The organism is Microbulbifer okhotskensis (assembly GCF_023895975.1).
In the GTDB taxonomy this organism is placed as follows: domain Bacteria; phylum Pseudomonadota; class Gammaproteobacteria; order Pseudomonadales; family Cellvibrionaceae; genus Microbulbifer; species Microbulbifer okhotskensis.
Genome location: NZ_JALBWM010000023.1, coordinates 1 through 15,102 on the forward strand (window position 1 = coordinate 1; position 15,102 = coordinate 15,102).

Genomic DNA, 15,102 nt, shown 5'->3' on the forward strand with positions numbered 1-15,102 from the left:
GTATCCGGCCTTGGTTCCTACCTATTTCGCCCCCTAAAACTGTCCGAAGTATTGACTTATAATCCAGTTTATTTGTACGGAACTCTATCAATATGTACTCGAAACAACTCAACCTGGCAGTATGGGTCTCACTAACCCCTGCTGCGTTGGTGTCTGCCCAGGAAGTAACTCAAACGGTAGAAGAGGTTGAAGTTATTGGCAGGGCTCAACAGTTTTATCTGGACCCTTATACACAAATTGGGACTAAAACAGATACAGACCTATTGAACATTGCAATGTCCGCCCAAGTACTAAGTGAGCAGCTTATTGAAGACCAGGCTGCCCGAGATATCACCGACTTGTATCGCTCCATCGCGGGAGTTAGTGAATTCAGCTATTCCGGAGTCACATTTCGAGGATTCAGAGACAATAAAAATGTATTTTACGATGGGGTCCGGGGTGATCCCTATTCGGGATTCAGTGTCCCTCAAGTATCAAATGTAGCGCGCATCGAGGTACTGAAAGGGCCATCCGCAGCCCTCTATGGCGGTGGTGAGCCCGGAGGGATGATTAACTTCACCTCCAAAAAACCAACCTTCCACCAGAACCGTGAATTAACAGTCACCTCAGGAAGCGAATCGCTAAAAGGAGCCTCTATCGAACTGGCAGGCAGTGTAACCGGAAATACCGCCTATCGTTTAGGTGGCTTTTATGAATCTCAAGATAGTTTTCGCAATAATGCAGACAGCGAGAACACCAAACTTGCCGGCGGGCTACTGTTTAACCTCTCTGCAGACACTCAACTGACAACCACTTTTGAACACATAGAGCAAAATCTAGGCGGCAACCGCTTACGCGGTGTGCCCGTTGATGATGATGGGAGATTCCTGGTGGCTCCCTCCTACAATGCAAACGAAAAGTCTGATTATCAAGACCTAAAAGCCTTAGTTCTACTGACCAAAGTGAAACACAAGCTCACCGAAAGCCTGAACCTTAATGCAACAGTGCGTTATATGGAAAACGAAAGGGAGCAGGCTTATCACGAGCCACGCGGTTGGGTGGACATAAATGAAGATGGTACGGCCAATGCGGAAGATGAAACTATCCGGCGTGAATATCGCGATCAGTACCGAGCAAATGAAGAGCTGAGTCTTACTCTGGATTTTGTGTATGATATAGAAATTTCAGACATGAATCATCAGATTTTATTTGGAGGTGATTATCACGATGTCGATACCAAATATGACTATTGGCGTGCCCGCCACGAAGCAGACGGTGTTGCCAACCTCAATATCTACGAACACAACTACGGCATAACCGATCCGTCAACTTACAACCTTACCGATATGAATAAGGATGGTACGGCCAGCACCCGAATCAGCGCCTATGTTCAGGACACTGTGGCATTGAATAATCAGTGGTTCTGGATGCTAGGAGCACGCATTGATCAGTTTAATGAAACTGAAAAAGGAAGCGGCAATAGCTACATAGATGACGATGCAAGCTATCGTACAGGTATCACTTATAAGCCCGTAGAGACCCTATCCTTCTATGTAAACTACTCCCAGAGCTTTAACCCGGTGAGCGCAGACGACTTTGAGGACGGCGCCGAGGAGCTTGAGCCTAGTACTGGTAGTCAAGTGGAAATTGGCGTAAAGAAGAAATGGCTGGATGGACGTATCCTTACCACCCTAGGCTTCTATCAGATAGAAAAAACAAATATGGCCCAAAATAACCCCGACTATATTAGTGCCGAAGAGACTCCGAATGAAGCAGAGATTATCAACCTCGGGCTGGTTCAAAGTGAGGGAAGTGAGCTTACTTTAGTCGGTGACATAACTGAGAAACTCAGCATAACAGCCAACTATGCCTTCAATGATACGTATATATCTGAAGGTGGTTCACGCAATGTGTCAGACTCAAGTAAGTTCGTAAATGCACCAAAACACCAGGCTGGCTTATGGGCCCGCTACGACCTCAGTATATGGGACTCGGCATTTTCCGTAGGTGCTGACTATGTTAGTGATCAAATTAGCTTCGATGATCAAAAAGTAAAAGCCTACACTGTATTCGATGTCAGCTGGACAACTCGCTGGGATGATATTCAGCTAAGTATCAATGTAAACAACCTTTTGAATAAGACGTATGCAGTGAGTGGTTTTAATGAGCGGCATGGACATTTTCCGGGCCAACCACGAGAGTTGATCGCCCAGCTTGCCTATAACTTCTAACATCCTAGCAACTTATCGTCAGCGGATTTCCACTGACGATATGTAGTGGTCTAATACTTCCGAACATTTCGCTAAGATGGTAAAACTACCAAGTTTCCTCACCAAGGAATGCCCACCCATGGCTTGAATACCAATAAGAAACCATGTCTCAGCCCCAGCACCGGGAGTGAAAGGCAATCGAGCAAAGATAGCTTCCACGTCCAAAATCTCCCCCGTGAAGAGATCTACTTGCATATTGAAAATAAGCAAAAAGTAGCAATGGGAGACGCCGAGGGCTGAAGCTCCAAAAAAAGACGCCCACCCGGACTCTATAGAGGTTATACCATGTTAGACTGCAAGATATATCAATCTTCGACTATCGCGATAGCGCCCAAAACACCTGCGTTAAAACCAGAGCGAGATGAATGTTTGGATGTCAGGCGCTTTACCTGTAAGTGACCTCAGGAATAATGTCTTTATGACAGCCCCCGCCATGAGGGGACCGTCACTAAGTTATTATAAACTTACCGGGATTCCGACTGTTGCTGCTGAACTCGAGTAACATAGTCTTGGTATGCAGGAATCGAAATCGCAGCCAAGATTCCAATAACAGGTATTATTGCAAAGAAGAGTATAAGTACTAAAACTAACGCCGAAGCTCCATTTTTGTTTCCATGCTTGTTTAACCACTTTTCGTCGGATGTAAATAAGAACACAATTCCTTCGATAAAAGCGATTATTCCTGGAATTCCTGTCCAGAAAAATAGAAGGTAGAACAACCCCCACCATTGTCCAAGATAGAATCTATGAATACCAAAAGCCCCTAAGAATATAGCCAACAATCCGGCAGCCACTTTTCCCTTGCCACCTATCTGCTGAGCAGCACCGCAACTTGGGCAAGAAGATACCGCTCTTGAAATCTGGGAACCGCAATCTCTACAAAACACCAGATTTCGTTCAAGCTCAGATGAAGGCTGCTCATAGATATTTCCGCCCAAAGTAATACTCCTTAAACTACTTTTAAAAATATAACAGTTAATTCAAATGCAGCATCTATATATCACGCTTCTCTATAATTCTAAAGCTCGCCGACCCGATCACCTCCGCACACTCACCTATTTCGTCTCCAGAAATCAATTCCCAAGCCTCTCCCCCACAGAATGACCACCCACATCTTGATTATCAGTAGGAAACAACTAAATTGAGCCTCCTTGAAGTGAATGGCAACAAAGTAAAGATAGGCATCCACGCCCCAAAATCCCCCCGTCCATCGCGGAGAGACCTATGTGCCCATTGAAAGAGAACGAAAAGTATGTAATGGAAAGCGCTGAGAAGAGATTCCTCAAAGAAGGACACCCAACGTTAGCCTGAGCCTCTATCTAGGCTAACTCGTATCAGACGGTGATGTATGACCCTATGTAGTGGTTTAACACTTCCAGACACATCGCTAAGAAGGTAAAACTACCAAACGAGGTGGAGTATGACAACAAAAGGTACGCGGCGCCATTTTGAGCTGAAATTCAAAAAAAACTCTATTGCCCTAGCCTCCAAGCAGGGTACCCGATTTCTAAGGCCGCAGAAACTGTGGGAACCACTACCAGCAACCTGGAACGATTTCCCAACCTCTGGAAGTATTACGCTCGCCTTTTCTTCCTCAATGACTAACGTTATCGCGTACCACCACACACCACCAGTAAACAGTACTTCCCAGACTCTCCCTTCACGGAAGACACACCCATGGTTTGGTTCAGTAGGAAATAAGCATGTTGATTTCAAAGCGTCGTACTGCCGAAAACTCAAGGATTGATGCAAATGCCTCAGTTATCGTGCTGACGGTTAAAGGGCCCAAGTAAAGGTAGGCATAAAAGCCCCCAAATCCTTGTCGGCTCACCGTGAAGAAGTTTATGTACACACCCAAAAGGAACAGGAAGTAGGCGATGGGGATCGCTAAAAATCTGGTCGCGGCTATAACCATCACCTTGGATGGCTTGAGCCCCAGCCATATAAGTTGTTAGGGAAATTTTCTCTCGGTATCGCAGTTTATACAGTGATATACCGTGACTACCATAGTGTAATTTACATCGATAAAGAGTCAGCTCTGAATTGACTGGATACTGCAATCATTATCCGTTGACAGCAGATACTCAATTCATCCAGGCGTCATAAGTCGAGATAAAGCAGATCTCACTATAGTTTCTACGCCTTTACTCTAGAATTTCTTGCAGAAATAGATTTCTCTGCTAATTACATATCTCACCCTTGCCCAAAGCACAGGGCAAAGCTGTTGTAGTCCTTTTCATTCGGTCTTTAGAAGTGGCCGGCATCTCAAAAAAAATCCGATACTCAATTTGGAGAAATTAAATGCAGAAGCCTCATATGTGGCTTGGTTGCGCTCTTGCCACAATTCTTATTAATTTTTCGGCTATCTCTCAGACAACCCTTGCGGGAGATAGAGACATCCGACTTACCAACCCGGATACACTAGAATCAATGGGTTTTGAAAGGGACGAGGATAACGTATACATTGCAGAAGGAGTGTATCTAGAGAAACCTCTTGATTCATCCTTTTATCCATCTGGCGGTCCTGATGCTCAAGAAGGACTGTTCCCATCAGGGAGTACAGACTACTCGCCAATTACACCAAAGGCATTTATTGGTCGGCAGGATACTACTGGGTCTCAGTGGTTATATTCTTCAGGAAATGGCATTGAGCTCAGCCGTCTAGGCACTGAGTTATTTGCCGATGCTCAGTTTTTGGATCTGCCCAATGGTGGCACTTTGGAATTTTTCAGATGGTGGTGGTCCGATAATGACCCGAATTCAGCAATGGCAACTTTTCTTTTTGAGGTTTGCCAACCTGCCTTCGCACCCGGCGCCATAACATTCACACTTGTCACTAATAGCACGAGCACTGATGCGGCTAATGGATCAGCGGCGGTTAACATTCCAAGCCGCCCCATTGATACGCAAAGTTGTTACTACCTCGCTCGAGTACGGTTTGATGCAGCAACCACTCTTTTGAGACTGCAGAAAGTTCGACTCCAGTTTATTCACCCTTAAGGTTATGGCCTCTTTCCTGGGGGTTATGCTTCTGATTATTGGCCTACTCACCGAGTAGAATAAACAGGTAATCGTGTTGTGCGGGGGCAAGGCAGTTACTGTGAGTTGAGCGCCAATCGAATCAAGAGAACCGCCCTCTGTGGCGGTTTTTTAGCGGCCCCAACTCCCCAGACAAACAGTGGTGACAGCAGTCGCCCCCTCATTCATACCGGTGGCCCACTTTCTCGTTAGGGCAAAAACCGAATTCAACTAGTCATGCAGTCACAAATGCTGTCTTGTTCGCACTGATCAGCCATGTGACATTGATTCCGCCTTGGTGGCTGGTGCAGTTGAATACTGAAAAAATCTGATGACGTCGCTGGTGCTGCTGCTTTTGGCACCGATCGAAACCGGCTACGGTGCCTGATTACACAAAAAGGTGTCAATGGTAATGTTTAACCGAATGATCAATCTGTTCCTGGTGTTGACCGAGCAGTAAACAGCTGTATGACAGCATCACTCAATTGGGCTGCATAAAGATCAAGCAACTTACCCCCGAATACATCCCACTTGAAATTTTCGACCTTTCAGCTTTTCGTTTTTGAACTTGTCAGGGCTGCGCTGGTACATTTCGCTTAATCGCAACATAAGCAGTTAGATCCAGGACGTTGATATTACATCGCCCAGATGGGCCTTCTGCTGCTTGCCTCCATCACTCTGCAGGGTGACCATCAGCGCCTGAAACGGAAGCTCACTTAAAATATTGGCCGGTGGCGGTCTGTCCAGATGGGACAGTGGATTATGTATCAGATTCATACGCAGGATTTTGTGGCCTTCCTTCTCGGCAAAAAAGGCATAAGCGCTACCATGCTCACCGGCACGGCCGGTCCGTCCGATACGCTCTGCTGAACCAGCTTATCTTCCACCGTAGGTAGCTCCAGAGGGCGCTGCTTGCCGTTGTCTTTTGGTATCAATACTCGTTTGATCGCCTAGATCCGGTAATGCTTACCACGCAACCGCGGATACAAACGATGGATATTATGCAGCAGGCTCTGCCGGTAATCCTCGGTAGTGACTCCGTCGATACCGGGGTGAGCCTGCCTATTGAGTTGACCCCAGCTTTAATACAGCAGATCAAAATCCAGCAATCTATATAAATTCTGAAATCTGTGTCTGGGGTGGCTCTGTGCTTTAAATGAGATGGCGTGCAATGCGGTTGCTTTGCCTGGACTTCGATGGCGTTACACATCTCGCCAATCGGAATTTACTTTATTATCGGAGCGATACCAGCACTTCAGGATTATGGGAATCCCTATGGCCTACAGAACTCTCTGTGTACGCTTCACATAGTTTGCTCGCAGAGAAAAACGATTTTTTCTGCTCCGCCCTACGCGCAACACTCGATACGGGTGGCTGGTTAGGCCCTACCCAATAGGGTCTTTCATCCCGCAAGAAGCACCAAGCTTAGTTTGACGCACTAACGCCTAAATAACAGGCAAAAAGTAGTTGGCTAAAATAAGCGACGAAAGAGTAAAAGCCACTATTTTTTGTCCTTGTTGATTTTCTTGTTAGGCTGATTTAGGCAGTTGATAAATATCTCTTGATAAACCATCTGGAAATGCTTTTCTATCTACTTTCTTACCACCCAGCTTTTCTACCAAAGAGCGTGCAGCAATATTGTCGTCATTCATATAAGTTTCAACAGAATTCCATTTAAACTTATTGTAAGCATGAAATATAGCGGCCTTTGACGCTTCAGTAGCCACACCTTTTCCACGACCTTCTGGCATAACCCACCAAGTAAGCTCTTTTGGCCAATCTTTACCTTTCCAAAATCCGCAAGTCCCAATAAGACTATTGTCAGATTTTTTCTGTATCACCCAAACGCCATACCCTAATAGATGCCACGAACCAATATCTGCTTTTAATCTTGCCCAAACCTGTTCAATACCTATAGGTCCTCCATACATTTCCGACGCATTAGCATTGGTATAAAATGCTTTATAGAGTTCATAACAATCAATACTTGGTGGTATTAATCTGAGTTTCAGAGTATCAAGGGTGGGTATCATATTGTTTCAACCTAACATTTGCAGAATGGTCATCATGCCCACTATCCCCGAATAGTACATCAATTGTAATCCTCTGTATTTACTCATTTTTTAGGAACCCTCCCCTTTTCTGTCAAAATAACAGTCACGATGACCAGAATTCCAGCTCGATCCTGGTCACTGGCTGTATACCTACATAGATTTGGGTGTGCGAATAGATGGCACCCCTTTACCCTCTTGCCAAACCGTCTCTCGCTTTATAGATAGATTTCAGATTTTTATGCGACCGATATGTTTGGCTTACAAAACGAAGCAAACCTATTGCTACTGGGTTAAGTGCTTCATTCGTTTTCATCGGATGCCCCATACGGAGGAATTGGGAAAAGCCGGCTAATTCTCCTGACGGTGGAACAACCGGTATCTATCAATACACAAAAAACGGTTTTGAATACAGTGTTTTTTGTATAAACAGTTTATGGGTATAGATTTTGGTGAACGAAAATTTGATAACAGCCATCCTCTACAGCGGCTACTGGTTGTTTTATTTATGAAGAAGCTACGGATATTTTGCGCGGCTTGACGGGTATGCAAAACTAGCCGCATCACTGATGTATTGGACCGGTAGCGGAATTATGGTGGTATTGCGGCTTTGAATTAAGGATGTCGATTTTACTGAGCAGTCCCTACTCATTCGGGAATCGAAGGGAGATAAGTAAAGAAGAACTTTAGTCCCCAAGTCTCTTATCGAGCCCTTGAGGCTCAAATTTGTTATACGCTCTTGCTCCACCAAGAAGATCTGGGCTCGGCACTCATTCTTGGTGTGTAGTGCCACTACAGGAGTCACTCAATATCAATATTACGTTTCGGAGTAGTTGGCACAGGAAAAATTGCTGACTTTACCCCCGAGCTATCAAGTAGGTCGACAGTGCCTCATTGCCAGTAGGCGCTATTCGCGAGCCAAGGAGTTCGCCCGTGAGCATAAAATTCCCAATACCGACCAGGACTGGAATGCACTGGTAGAGACGCGGGATTCAGATGCCATTTATGTGGCGACATACACTGCCGGCCGTGAGGATATCTGCCTCCTGACCAATTTCGGTGCCGAGATTGAAAGATCCCAATCGATCGAGCGGACACAAAAAACCAAAAGGTTGATCGACCAGTAATGTCGAGCAGCCGGAGTATTGGTCTAAACGAACTGGCCGTAGACTTCCAGCACTTCCTTAATGCTTCAGGTATGCAGGATAACGTGCCGACTCCCATGGTGATGGCGATGCTCCCAAAGATAGATCCCCTGCCAGGTACCCAGCATCAGGCGCCCCTTTTGTACCGGGATGGACAAACTGGTCGCAGTGAGGCTGCACTTGATATGGGCCGGCATATCATCCGGACCCTCCAGGGTGTGGGTATATAGCGGGTCATTTTCTGGCACCAAGCGATTGAGCCAGTTCTCCAGGTCGTGGCGGGCACTGGGGTCGGCATTCTCCTGAATCAGCAGGCTTGCGGAGGTGTGCTGTATGAATAGTGTACACAACCCCTCATCGATAGCCAGCTCACTGACCCAGTCAACTACACTGCCGGTAAACTCATGAAGCCCCTGTCCATGAACCGGTATTTTTATCTCACCTATTGCCATACGGTTTCCTATATAATTCGCGCCCGCTTTTTGTACTGACACCGCATTGTAATATGGCACTGTACCGCGTTAATACTGACGACTACCCTCAGCAGCTTCAAAACAAGGCCGAGCGCCTGCGAGAGGCTTACAGCAAGTTCACTGACCTGGAACCGGAACTCTTTCCCTCCCCTCCCATCCACTACCGATTGCGCGCCGAGTTCAAGGTGTGGCACGAGGGAGGTGTGGCCAATTACGCCATGTATCGTCAAGGGGAGCATAAAAAGCCCTTTATTATCGACGAATTTACTGTCGGTTCAGAGCTGATGAACCAGCTGATGCCAAAAGTCCTGGCTGCGGTCAATAATAGCGAACTTCTACGCAAGCGCCTGTTCTCCGCCGAGTTTCTCACCACCCTCAGTGGTGATGCCCTGATTACGCTGATCTACCACAAGAAGCTGGATGAAAGCTGGGAGCAGGAAGCCAAGACCCTGCAAGAACAGCTGGGCTTTCCCATTCTGGGCCGCTCGCGCAAGCAAAAGGTGGTGTTAGAGCGGGACTTCGTCAATGAAAAACTGGATATCGACGGGAAAACCTACCAGTACAAACAGGTAGAGGGCAGCTTTACCCAGCCCAACGGCGAAATCTGCCGTTCCATGATTCAGTGGGCCAGAAGTGCCTGTGGCGATGGCGATGGCGATGGCGATGGCGATGGCGACCTATTGGAACTCTACTGCGGCAACGGCAACCTCACTATTCCTCTCAGTGAAAAATTCCGCAAAGTCCTGGCCACTGAAATATCCAAGGTGTCGGTCAATTCCGCCCAGGAGAATATCGCCAACAACCAGATAACCAATCTGGATGTTGTGCGCCTATCCAGTGAAGAGTTTACCCAGGCTATCGATAAGGTTCGTCCATTCCGCCGGCTCGCGGATATCGACTTAGATAGTTACAATTTCTCCACGGTCTTAGTCGATCCACCTCGCGCGGGCCTGGATGAAGATACCTGTGCAATGGTCGCCCGCTTTCCAAGGATTCTTTATATCTCCTGCAATCCGGAAACCCAATTGGAAAACTTGGAGTCCCTGACTAAAACCCATCGCATTGAGCGCTTCGCGCTCTTCGATCAGTTCCCTTATACAGAGCACACTGAAACAGGTTTATTGTTGGTGAAGAAGTAATAATTTCAAATATTGCCCTACCCCACCTCCGGTGTCCCGATGATTCGGAACGCCGGATGCCTCTCAATTGACTAGCCACCGCTAAGCAAATCTGCCATCCAATTTTAAGCTGACAGTACTTTAAAAACTTTTCCCCTTTCCTTAAGGGCTCCTGGCAGAAAAAGCAACAACCCTCTCCCAAGGTTATAGGAATGGCAAAATCTTTGCGGTAGATCATGGGCATTTTAAGCTCACGGCTAAGCGCTTTTACTAAGCTTGCAGTAATACTGCTTATCTGGAAAAACTCGGACAAGATCTTGATTGTTCGACAGGGTCTGAGCAGCAAACTCCAAACTTCTCCACTTCTCCACTTCTCCACTTCTCCACTTCTAAATTTTTATGCCTCAAGGACTGAAGTTACTTGCTTATTTTCTTCTGTAAGCAACAGTAAAGCAGCGCTGGGAATAATCTTTCCAGCCCGTATGAAAATTTATTTTTGTGCTTAAATCACTATAAATAGTCACCTCAGCATAAGCGCTGCTGAACTGATATGGGACTCTGGAAAAATCTCCACTTTTTCAGTGGCCTCAAGACCAAGCCCCTGAATTACCTGGCTTAACTTACAATCTTTGACTGTAATCCATGAAAGCGAAAACCCCATATCTCGCTCCCCTATAACAACTAACGAATAAATCAATGGGCAGGAACCAATATGCTCCCCCCTTACCCCAACATTTTCAACTTTATCGATATTTTTGTATACCCCATCTTCTGCTATCATCGCGCCCGCAAAACCTAAGGGGTGGCCTTGCCTGAGATGTCCGGGGATCTGATTGGTCTGTCGTGACAAACCCTTGAACCTGATCCGGTTAATACCGGCGTAGGAATAGGTAGACACGCCAAAACCTCCCCCACGTCGCACTCCGGGTCTCTTTCACTGCCGTTATTCGAGAGAGAACCATGAAAAAACAGTTTCCCACCCACCCTATTGCCTGGTCTGTCAGCCTTGCCAGCAGCCTGTTCGCCGGTATCGCCGCTGCCAATACCGCTGAGGCAGGGCTCGAACAGGTGATGGTTACGGCGCAGTTACGGGAAACCAACCTTATGGACCTCCCCTCCAGCGTGACTGTGCTGGGTGAAAGCGCTATCAACGCGCGTGGGGCGGCCAATCTGGATCAGATGTTGAACATGGCGCCCAATGTGAATTTTTCCTCCGGCGCCTCCAGGGGAAAATTTGTACAGATTCGCGGCATCGGTGAGCGCAGCCAGTTTATCGATCCAGTAAACCCCTCAGTTGGCCTGATCATCGACGGTATCGACTTCACTGGCCTGGGGCTCGCAGCCAGTACCCTGGATATCGATCAAGTGGAAATCCTGCGGGGCCCGCAAGGCACTGTGTACGGTGCTAATGCCCTGGCCGGCCTGATCAACATGACCAGTGCAGCACCCACCAGTGAGTCGACCACCAAGGTGTCCGCCGAGCTGAGCGAGTACAATGGGCAGAGTCTGTCCGCCGCTACCAGTGGTTCTTTGAGCGATGCTCTTGGCTATCGACTGGCTGCCAGCAAGCGCAAGTCTGACGGCTACACAGAAAATGGGTATCTCGACCGCGATGACACCAACAATATTGATGAGTCTGTGCTGCGCGGTAAGCTGGCTTATACCCCCAGCGACAATTTAAAACTGGGTGTTACCCTCTTCTATATCGACGTTGATAATGGCTACGATACTTTCTCTCTTTACAACACCCGCGAAACCCAATCTGACCAGCCCGGTTGGGATCGCCAGGAGACCCTCGCCGGCGCGTTGACTGCTCAGTGGTCTGGAAACGAATACGTCACCCTTGAAGGCACCCTCAGTCTCGCCGATTCAGATACTGAATATGGCTACGATGAGGATTGGAGCTATGTTGGCTTTCATCCTTGGGAATACAGTTCCACTGATAATTACCAGCGCGAAAAAGACAATATCAGTATTGACCTGCGCGCACTCTCTACCGAAGAGTCCAAGTTATTCTGGGATCGCAGCCACTGGGTTGTTGGGCTCTATGGCCGCACAGAGCGCGAAAACTTGAATCGCAACCAGAGCTTCAACAGCGACTTTGATACTGAAAACGCTGCCATCTACGGCCAGCTCTCAACGGAAATCACTTCAACAATCCACTTGGTCACCGGCCTGAGACTGGAAAGACGCAACGCCGATTACTCTGATTCCTACAGCATTGAAGCAGATAATGGAGAAAATCTGTGGGGTGGCAATATCTCCCTGCAATACCATTACACCGACAATACCCTGCTCTACGCTACGGTTTCCCGGGGCTACAAAGCCGGCGGTGTAAACGGCAGAATCATCTCAGAATCAACAAGCAACACTGAGATCAACAGTGACATGTTCGAGTTCGATACCGAACAACTGCTCAACTATGAATTAGGTATTAAAGGCAGCTGGCTGGATAATCGCCTGCAAGCCCAGGTTGCCGCTTTCTACCAAGACCGAGATGACGTTCAGGCCAAGGTTTCTATTTTTGACTCTGACGAAAAATCATTTAGTGACTACCTTGCCAATGCTGCTGGCGGAAATACACTGGGTCTCGAAGTAGAATTGAACTACCAAGCTACCGATACCCTACGCTTTTTCGCCTCAGCCGGCTGGCTGAATGCCGAATTCGAAGGCTACGAGAGCAGCTCCCATGTCGATGCCCGCGATGACAGCGCCAAGGTCCGTTTGGCCGCTGTCGATCTGGATGGCCGCGATATCGCTCATGCCCCCAACTACCAGCTCTTTACCGGTACAGAAATCGATCTGCTTCCAAACCTGATCTTGCGATTGGAGCTTGAGGGTAAAGACGAGTTCTACTTCTCAAACAGCCACGACGAAAAATCCACAGCTTACGAGCTGGTTAATGCTCGCCTGACCTACCAGGGGAATAACTGGGATGTTTCCCTGTGGGGAAGAAACCTGACTGACGAAGATTACTATGTGCGTGGGTTCTACTTCAGCAACCAGGGTGGCAATAACCCGGCCAATGGCTACGCACCCGAGCCCTACTATCAGTATGGTGAACCCCGAATTGCCGGGGTAACGGGCACTTACATCTTCTAATTAATCACTCAGTGATTTTGGGGCAGCGCTTCGCTGCCCCAGAACTCTTTATCAAGAGGGAAATTATGCAGCTCTCTGTCGAAATCAGTATGTATCCGTTAAAGGACGAGTACATCCCGGCTATTCAAGCGTTTATCGCACAGTTAAACAGCCACCCAGAACTCAAGGTAATCACCAATACAATGAGTACTCAGGTGTTTGGCGATTACGATCTGCTGATGGATGTGCTCAAGTTGGAAATGCGCAAATCCTACGAACAGTTTGGCCGCGCCATTTTTGTATGCAAGTTTATTGACGGCGACCTGGCCCCGGGAGAAGCGCATGCTTGACCAGGATATCAGCACCGCAATCAGCGCTTCGATTGCGGCCATGTCCCTCTGGGAAGTAGCTGCAGTAATACTGGCTCTGGCCTATTTGCTTCTGGCCATGAGGGAGAAAATCAGCTGCTGGTATGCCGCCTTTGCCAGTACGGCGATCTATCTGTTTTTGTTCTGGGATGTCAGCCTGTTAATGGAATCGGCGCTGCAGGTCTTTTATCTGCTGATGGCTGTTTATGGTTGGTGGCAATGGCGCAAACACCGCAACCTGCAAAACGATTTGAAAATCCACTGCTGGACTGCGAAAACCCACGGGATAGTGATTAGCGTTACCCTGATACTGACTTTGGTAATTGGCTACCTACTGGACCACAACACCAGTGCCGCCCTGCCCTACCTGGATTCATTCACCACACTGGGAGCGATAGTCACTACCTATATGGTCACTCGGAAGGTGTTGGAAAACTGGATTTATTGGATCATCGTTGACGGCGCTTCGATTTATCTCTACCTGGATAGAGAGCTTTACCTGACTGCCGTGCTGTTTATGCTGTACGTAGTTCTGGTCATTATCGGCTTTTTCCAATGGTTGGCTATTTACCGAAAAGAAGCGCAGGAGCAACTGCAACCCACTACAGCCTCGCCTCAAACAACAGCAACGGCTTAGCGCACCTATGAGCCAGGGACTGAGTCACGTCATTCCAGATGATTGGCACCACTGGAGCAAGGCCCGCCCCACTGTGCTCCAGGCACTGGCCGGGGGCCTAACCAATCGCGCCTTTCTGATTGAGTCTGCCCATCAGCCCATGGTATTGCGGATAAATTCCAGCATCAGCAACCAGCTCAACCTCGATCGGGCCGCCGAGCGGCAGGCCCTACAGGCAGCGACCACTTCCTGCAGCTGTGCGCCGTTAATCTACTGCGACCCAGCCCACCACTATCTGGTCACCCGCTTTATCCAGGGAACCCCCTGGGACAAAAACGTCGCGCAAAGCTTGGAAACCGTTGCCGATTTGTTATACCGAATACACAACTCCCCAGCGATTGAGGCTCCACTGGATATCGTCGGAAAAATTGCCAGCTACAGGAAGTTTATCGACAAGCGCGCAGGCTTTTACTCTCTACTCGATGAGCTGCAAGAAAGATTACTCCCAGTAATTGACACCGCCTATCAATTGGGTGACGGCGACTATTTGTGCCACAACGATTTAACCAGTGGCAACCTGATTTGGGCGCCCTCAGGAAGGCTATATGCCATTGATTGGGAATATGCCGCGATGGGAGATAAGTTCTATGATCTCGCAGTCCTCGTAGAAGAGCACGGTTTGGATCAGGGAGAGCAGAATACCTTGTTGGGCTACTATCTCGGCCGTACTGTGACACCAGAAGACAATCAACGCCTGCACATATGGCGCTTAATCTATAGCCATCTTTATATCCTCTGGTACGCCGTGCAATGGAGCAACCAGGAAACCCGGCCTCAAGAACAGGGAAATCACATCGCCAAAAAGGCCCAACAGTTGCTGGGTAACCTATCCAGGCTCAAGCTCAAGTGAGTGCTGTTTGATCAAACTCGGCCCTAAGTCCCAACAAGTGTCACTTCCCCAACCACAATTTAAACAAAAAATG

General features: G+C 47.9%; 16 protein-coding genes and 1 riboswitch. Of the genes, 11 read left to right on the forward strand and 5 right to left on the reverse strand.

Annotation, left to right across the window (positions count from 1 at the left end):
- Positions 1–92: 92 nt before the first annotated feature.
- Entirely contained in the window at positions 93–2,210 is a 2,118-nt protein-coding gene (locus tag MO867_RS07625) for a TonB-dependent siderophore receptor (protein ID WP_252465735.1), read from the forward strand.
- Positions 2,211–2,713: 503 nt separating this feature from the next.
- Here the strand turns inward: MO867_RS07625 and MO867_RS07630 are convergent.
- Positions 2,714–3,187 carry an NINE protein gene (locus MO867_RS07630; RefSeq protein ID WP_252465736.1) on the reverse strand — a complete coding sequence of 158 codons (474 nt, stop codon included), beginning with the start codon at positions 3,185–3,187 and terminating at the stop codon, positions 2,714–2,716.
- Between the two features lie 863 nt (positions 3,188–4,050).
- On the opposite strand from MO867_RS07630, the gene MO867_RS23940 reads away from it, so the two are divergent.
- Both MO867_RS23940 and MO867_RS07645 read left to right on the forward strand, forming a co-directional pair.
- The gene (locus MO867_RS23940; RefSeq protein WP_373565874.1) at positions 4,051–4,140 is read left to right on the forward strand and encodes a hypothetical protein; all 90 of its coding nucleotides are present in this window, start codon (positions 4,051–4,053) and stop codon (positions 4,138–4,140) included.
- Between the two features lie 410 nt (positions 4,141–4,550).
- Entirely contained in the window at positions 4,551–5,249 is a 699-nt protein-coding gene (locus MO867_RS07645) for a hypothetical protein (RefSeq protein ID WP_252465737.1), read from the forward strand.
- Between the two features lie 633 nt (positions 5,250–5,882).
- Here the strand turns inward: MO867_RS07645 and MO867_RS07650 are convergent.
- The gene (locus MO867_RS07650) at positions 5,883–6,044 is read right to left on the reverse strand and encodes a hypothetical protein (RefSeq protein ID WP_252465738.1); all 162 of its coding nucleotides are present in this window, start codon (positions 6,042–6,044) and stop codon (positions 5,883–5,885) included.
- 215 nt (positions 6,045–6,259) lie between these two features.
- On the opposite strand from MO867_RS07650, the gene MO867_RS23540 reads away from it, so the two are divergent.
- Entirely contained in the window at positions 6,260–6,385 is a 126-nt protein-coding gene (locus MO867_RS23540) for a hypothetical protein (RefSeq protein ID WP_256473875.1), read from the forward strand.
- A 411-nt stretch (positions 6,386–6,796) separates the two neighbouring features.
- Here MO867_RS23540 and MO867_RS07655 read toward each other — a convergent pair whose 3' ends face one another.
- Positions 6,797–7,300, reverse strand: coding sequence for a GNAT family N-acetyltransferase (locus tag MO867_RS07655; protein WP_252465739.1), 504 nt, complete (start codon positions 7,298–7,300; stop codon positions 6,797–6,799).
- A gap of 187 nt (positions 7,301–7,487) precedes the next feature.
- Here MO867_RS07655 and MO867_RS23945 point away from each other — a divergent pair, with 187 nt between their 5' ends.
- Together MO867_RS23945 and MO867_RS07660 are read left to right on the forward strand one after the other, a co-directional pair.
- Positions 7,488–7,673 carry a phage integrase N-terminal SAM-like domain-containing protein gene (locus MO867_RS23945; protein ID WP_373565873.1) on the forward strand — a complete coding sequence of 62 codons (186 nt, stop codon included), beginning with the start codon at positions 7,488–7,490 and terminating at the stop codon, positions 7,671–7,673.
- 478 nt (positions 7,674–8,151) lie between these two features.
- Positions 8,152–8,445: a hypothetical protein gene (locus MO867_RS07660; protein WP_252465740.1), complete on the forward strand. Its 294-nt coding sequence runs from the start codon at positions 8,152–8,154 to the stop codon at positions 8,443–8,445.
- A gap of 65 nt (positions 8,446–8,510) precedes the next feature.
- Here MO867_RS07660 and MO867_RS07665 read toward each other — a convergent pair whose 3' ends face one another.
- Complete coding sequence (locus MO867_RS07665) at positions 8,511–8,915, reverse strand: secondary thiamine-phosphate synthase enzyme YjbQ (protein ID WP_252465741.1); 405 nt, start codon at positions 8,913–8,915, stop codon at positions 8,511–8,513.
- A 53-nt stretch (positions 8,916–8,968) separates the two neighbouring features.
- Between MO867_RS07665 and trmA the strand changes: the two genes are divergently transcribed.
- Positions 8,969–10,075 carry a tRNA (uridine(54)-C5)-methyltransferase TrmA gene (gene trmA, locus MO867_RS07670; RefSeq protein ID WP_252465742.1) on the forward strand — a complete coding sequence of 369 codons (1,107 nt, stop codon included), beginning with the start codon at positions 8,969–8,971 and terminating at the stop codon, positions 10,073–10,075.
- 499 nt (positions 10,076–10,574) lie between these two features.
- On the opposite strand, the gene MO867_RS07675 is transcribed toward trmA, so the two are convergent.
- Positions 10,575–10,835: a hypothetical protein gene (locus tag MO867_RS07675; protein ID WP_252465743.1), complete on the reverse strand. Its 261-nt coding sequence runs from the start codon at positions 10,833–10,835 to the stop codon at positions 10,575–10,577.
- A gap of 7 nt (positions 10,836–10,842) precedes the next feature.
- A riboswitch (TPP riboswitch) is annotated at positions 10,843–10,958 on the forward strand.
- A 56-nt stretch (positions 10,959–11,014) separates the two neighbouring features.
- On the opposite strand from MO867_RS07675, the gene MO867_RS07680 reads away from it, so the two are divergent.
- From MO867_RS07680 to MO867_RS07695, 4 genes are all read left to right on the forward strand, one after another.
- Positions 11,015–13,156, forward strand: a complete 2,142-nt coding sequence (locus MO867_RS07680) for a TonB-dependent receptor (protein WP_252465744.1) — start codon at positions 11,015–11,017, stop codon at positions 13,154–13,156.
- A gap of 65 nt (positions 13,157–13,221) precedes the next feature.
- Positions 13,222–13,485, forward strand: coding sequence for a hypothetical protein (locus tag MO867_RS07685; RefSeq protein ID WP_252465745.1), 264 nt, complete (start codon positions 13,222–13,224; stop codon positions 13,483–13,485).
- On the forward strand, positions 13,478–14,140 hold the full coding sequence (pnuC, locus tag MO867_RS07690) for a nicotinamide riboside transporter PnuC (RefSeq protein WP_252465746.1): 663 nt from the start codon (positions 13,478–13,480) through the stop codon (positions 14,138–14,140). Before MO867_RS07685 ends, pnuC begins: the two co-directional genes overlap by 8 nt.
- A gap of 7 nt (positions 14,141–14,147) precedes the next feature.
- Positions 14,148–15,029 (forward strand): choline kinase family protein, encoded by an 882-nt coding sequence (locus tag MO867_RS07695; RefSeq protein ID WP_252465747.1) that lies wholly within the window; start codon positions 14,148–14,150, stop codon positions 15,027–15,029.
- The last annotated feature ends 73 nt before the right edge of the window (positions 15,030–15,102 follow it).

What these genes read in the sequence shown, in the direction of transcription:
- MO867_RS07650 (WP_252465738.1), bottom strand. Translation starts at nt 6,044, where the DNA reads ATGAATCTGATACATAATCCACTGTCCCATCTGGACAGACCGCCACCG.
- pnuC (WP_252465746.1), top strand. Translation starts at nt 13,478, where the DNA reads ATGCTTGACCAGGATATCAGCACCGCAATCAGCGCTTCGATTGCGGCC.
- MO867_RS07675 (WP_252465743.1), bottom strand. Translation starts at nt 10,835, where the DNA reads ATGATAGCAGAAGATGGGGTATACAAAAATATCGATAAAGTTGAAAAT.
- MO867_RS23540 (WP_256473875.1), top strand. Translation starts at nt 6,260, where the DNA reads ATGGATATTATGCAGCAGGCTCTGCCGGTAATCCTCGGTAGTGACTCC.
- MO867_RS07655 (WP_252465739.1), bottom strand. Translation starts at nt 7,300, where the DNA reads ATGATACCCACCCTTGATACTCTGAAACTCAGATTAATACCACCAAGT.
- MO867_RS07695 (WP_252465747.1), top strand. Translation starts at nt 14,148, where the DNA reads ATGAGCCAGGGACTGAGTCACGTCATTCCAGATGATTGGCACCACTGG.
- MO867_RS07680 (WP_252465744.1), top strand. Translation starts at nt 11,015, where the DNA reads ATGAAAAAACAGTTTCCCACCCACCCTATTGCCTGGTCTGTCAGCCTT.
- MO867_RS07645 (WP_252465737.1), top strand. Translation starts at nt 4,551, where the DNA reads ATGCAGAAGCCTCATATGTGGCTTGGTTGCGCTCTTGCCACAATTCTT.
- MO867_RS07665 (WP_252465741.1), bottom strand. Translation starts at nt 8,915, where the DNA reads ATGGCAATAGGTGAGATAAAAATACCGGTTCATGGACAGGGGCTTCAT.
- MO867_RS07685 (WP_252465745.1), top strand. Translation starts at nt 13,222, where the DNA reads ATGCAGCTCTCTGTCGAAATCAGTATGTATCCGTTAAAGGACGAGTAC.
- MO867_RS07625 (WP_252465735.1), top strand. Translation starts at nt 93, where the DNA reads ATGTACTCGAAACAACTCAACCTGGCAGTATGGGTCTCACTAACCCCT.
- trmA (WP_252465742.1), top strand. Translation starts at nt 8,969, where the DNA reads ATGGCACTGTACCGCGTTAATACTGACGACTACCCTCAGCAGCTTCAA.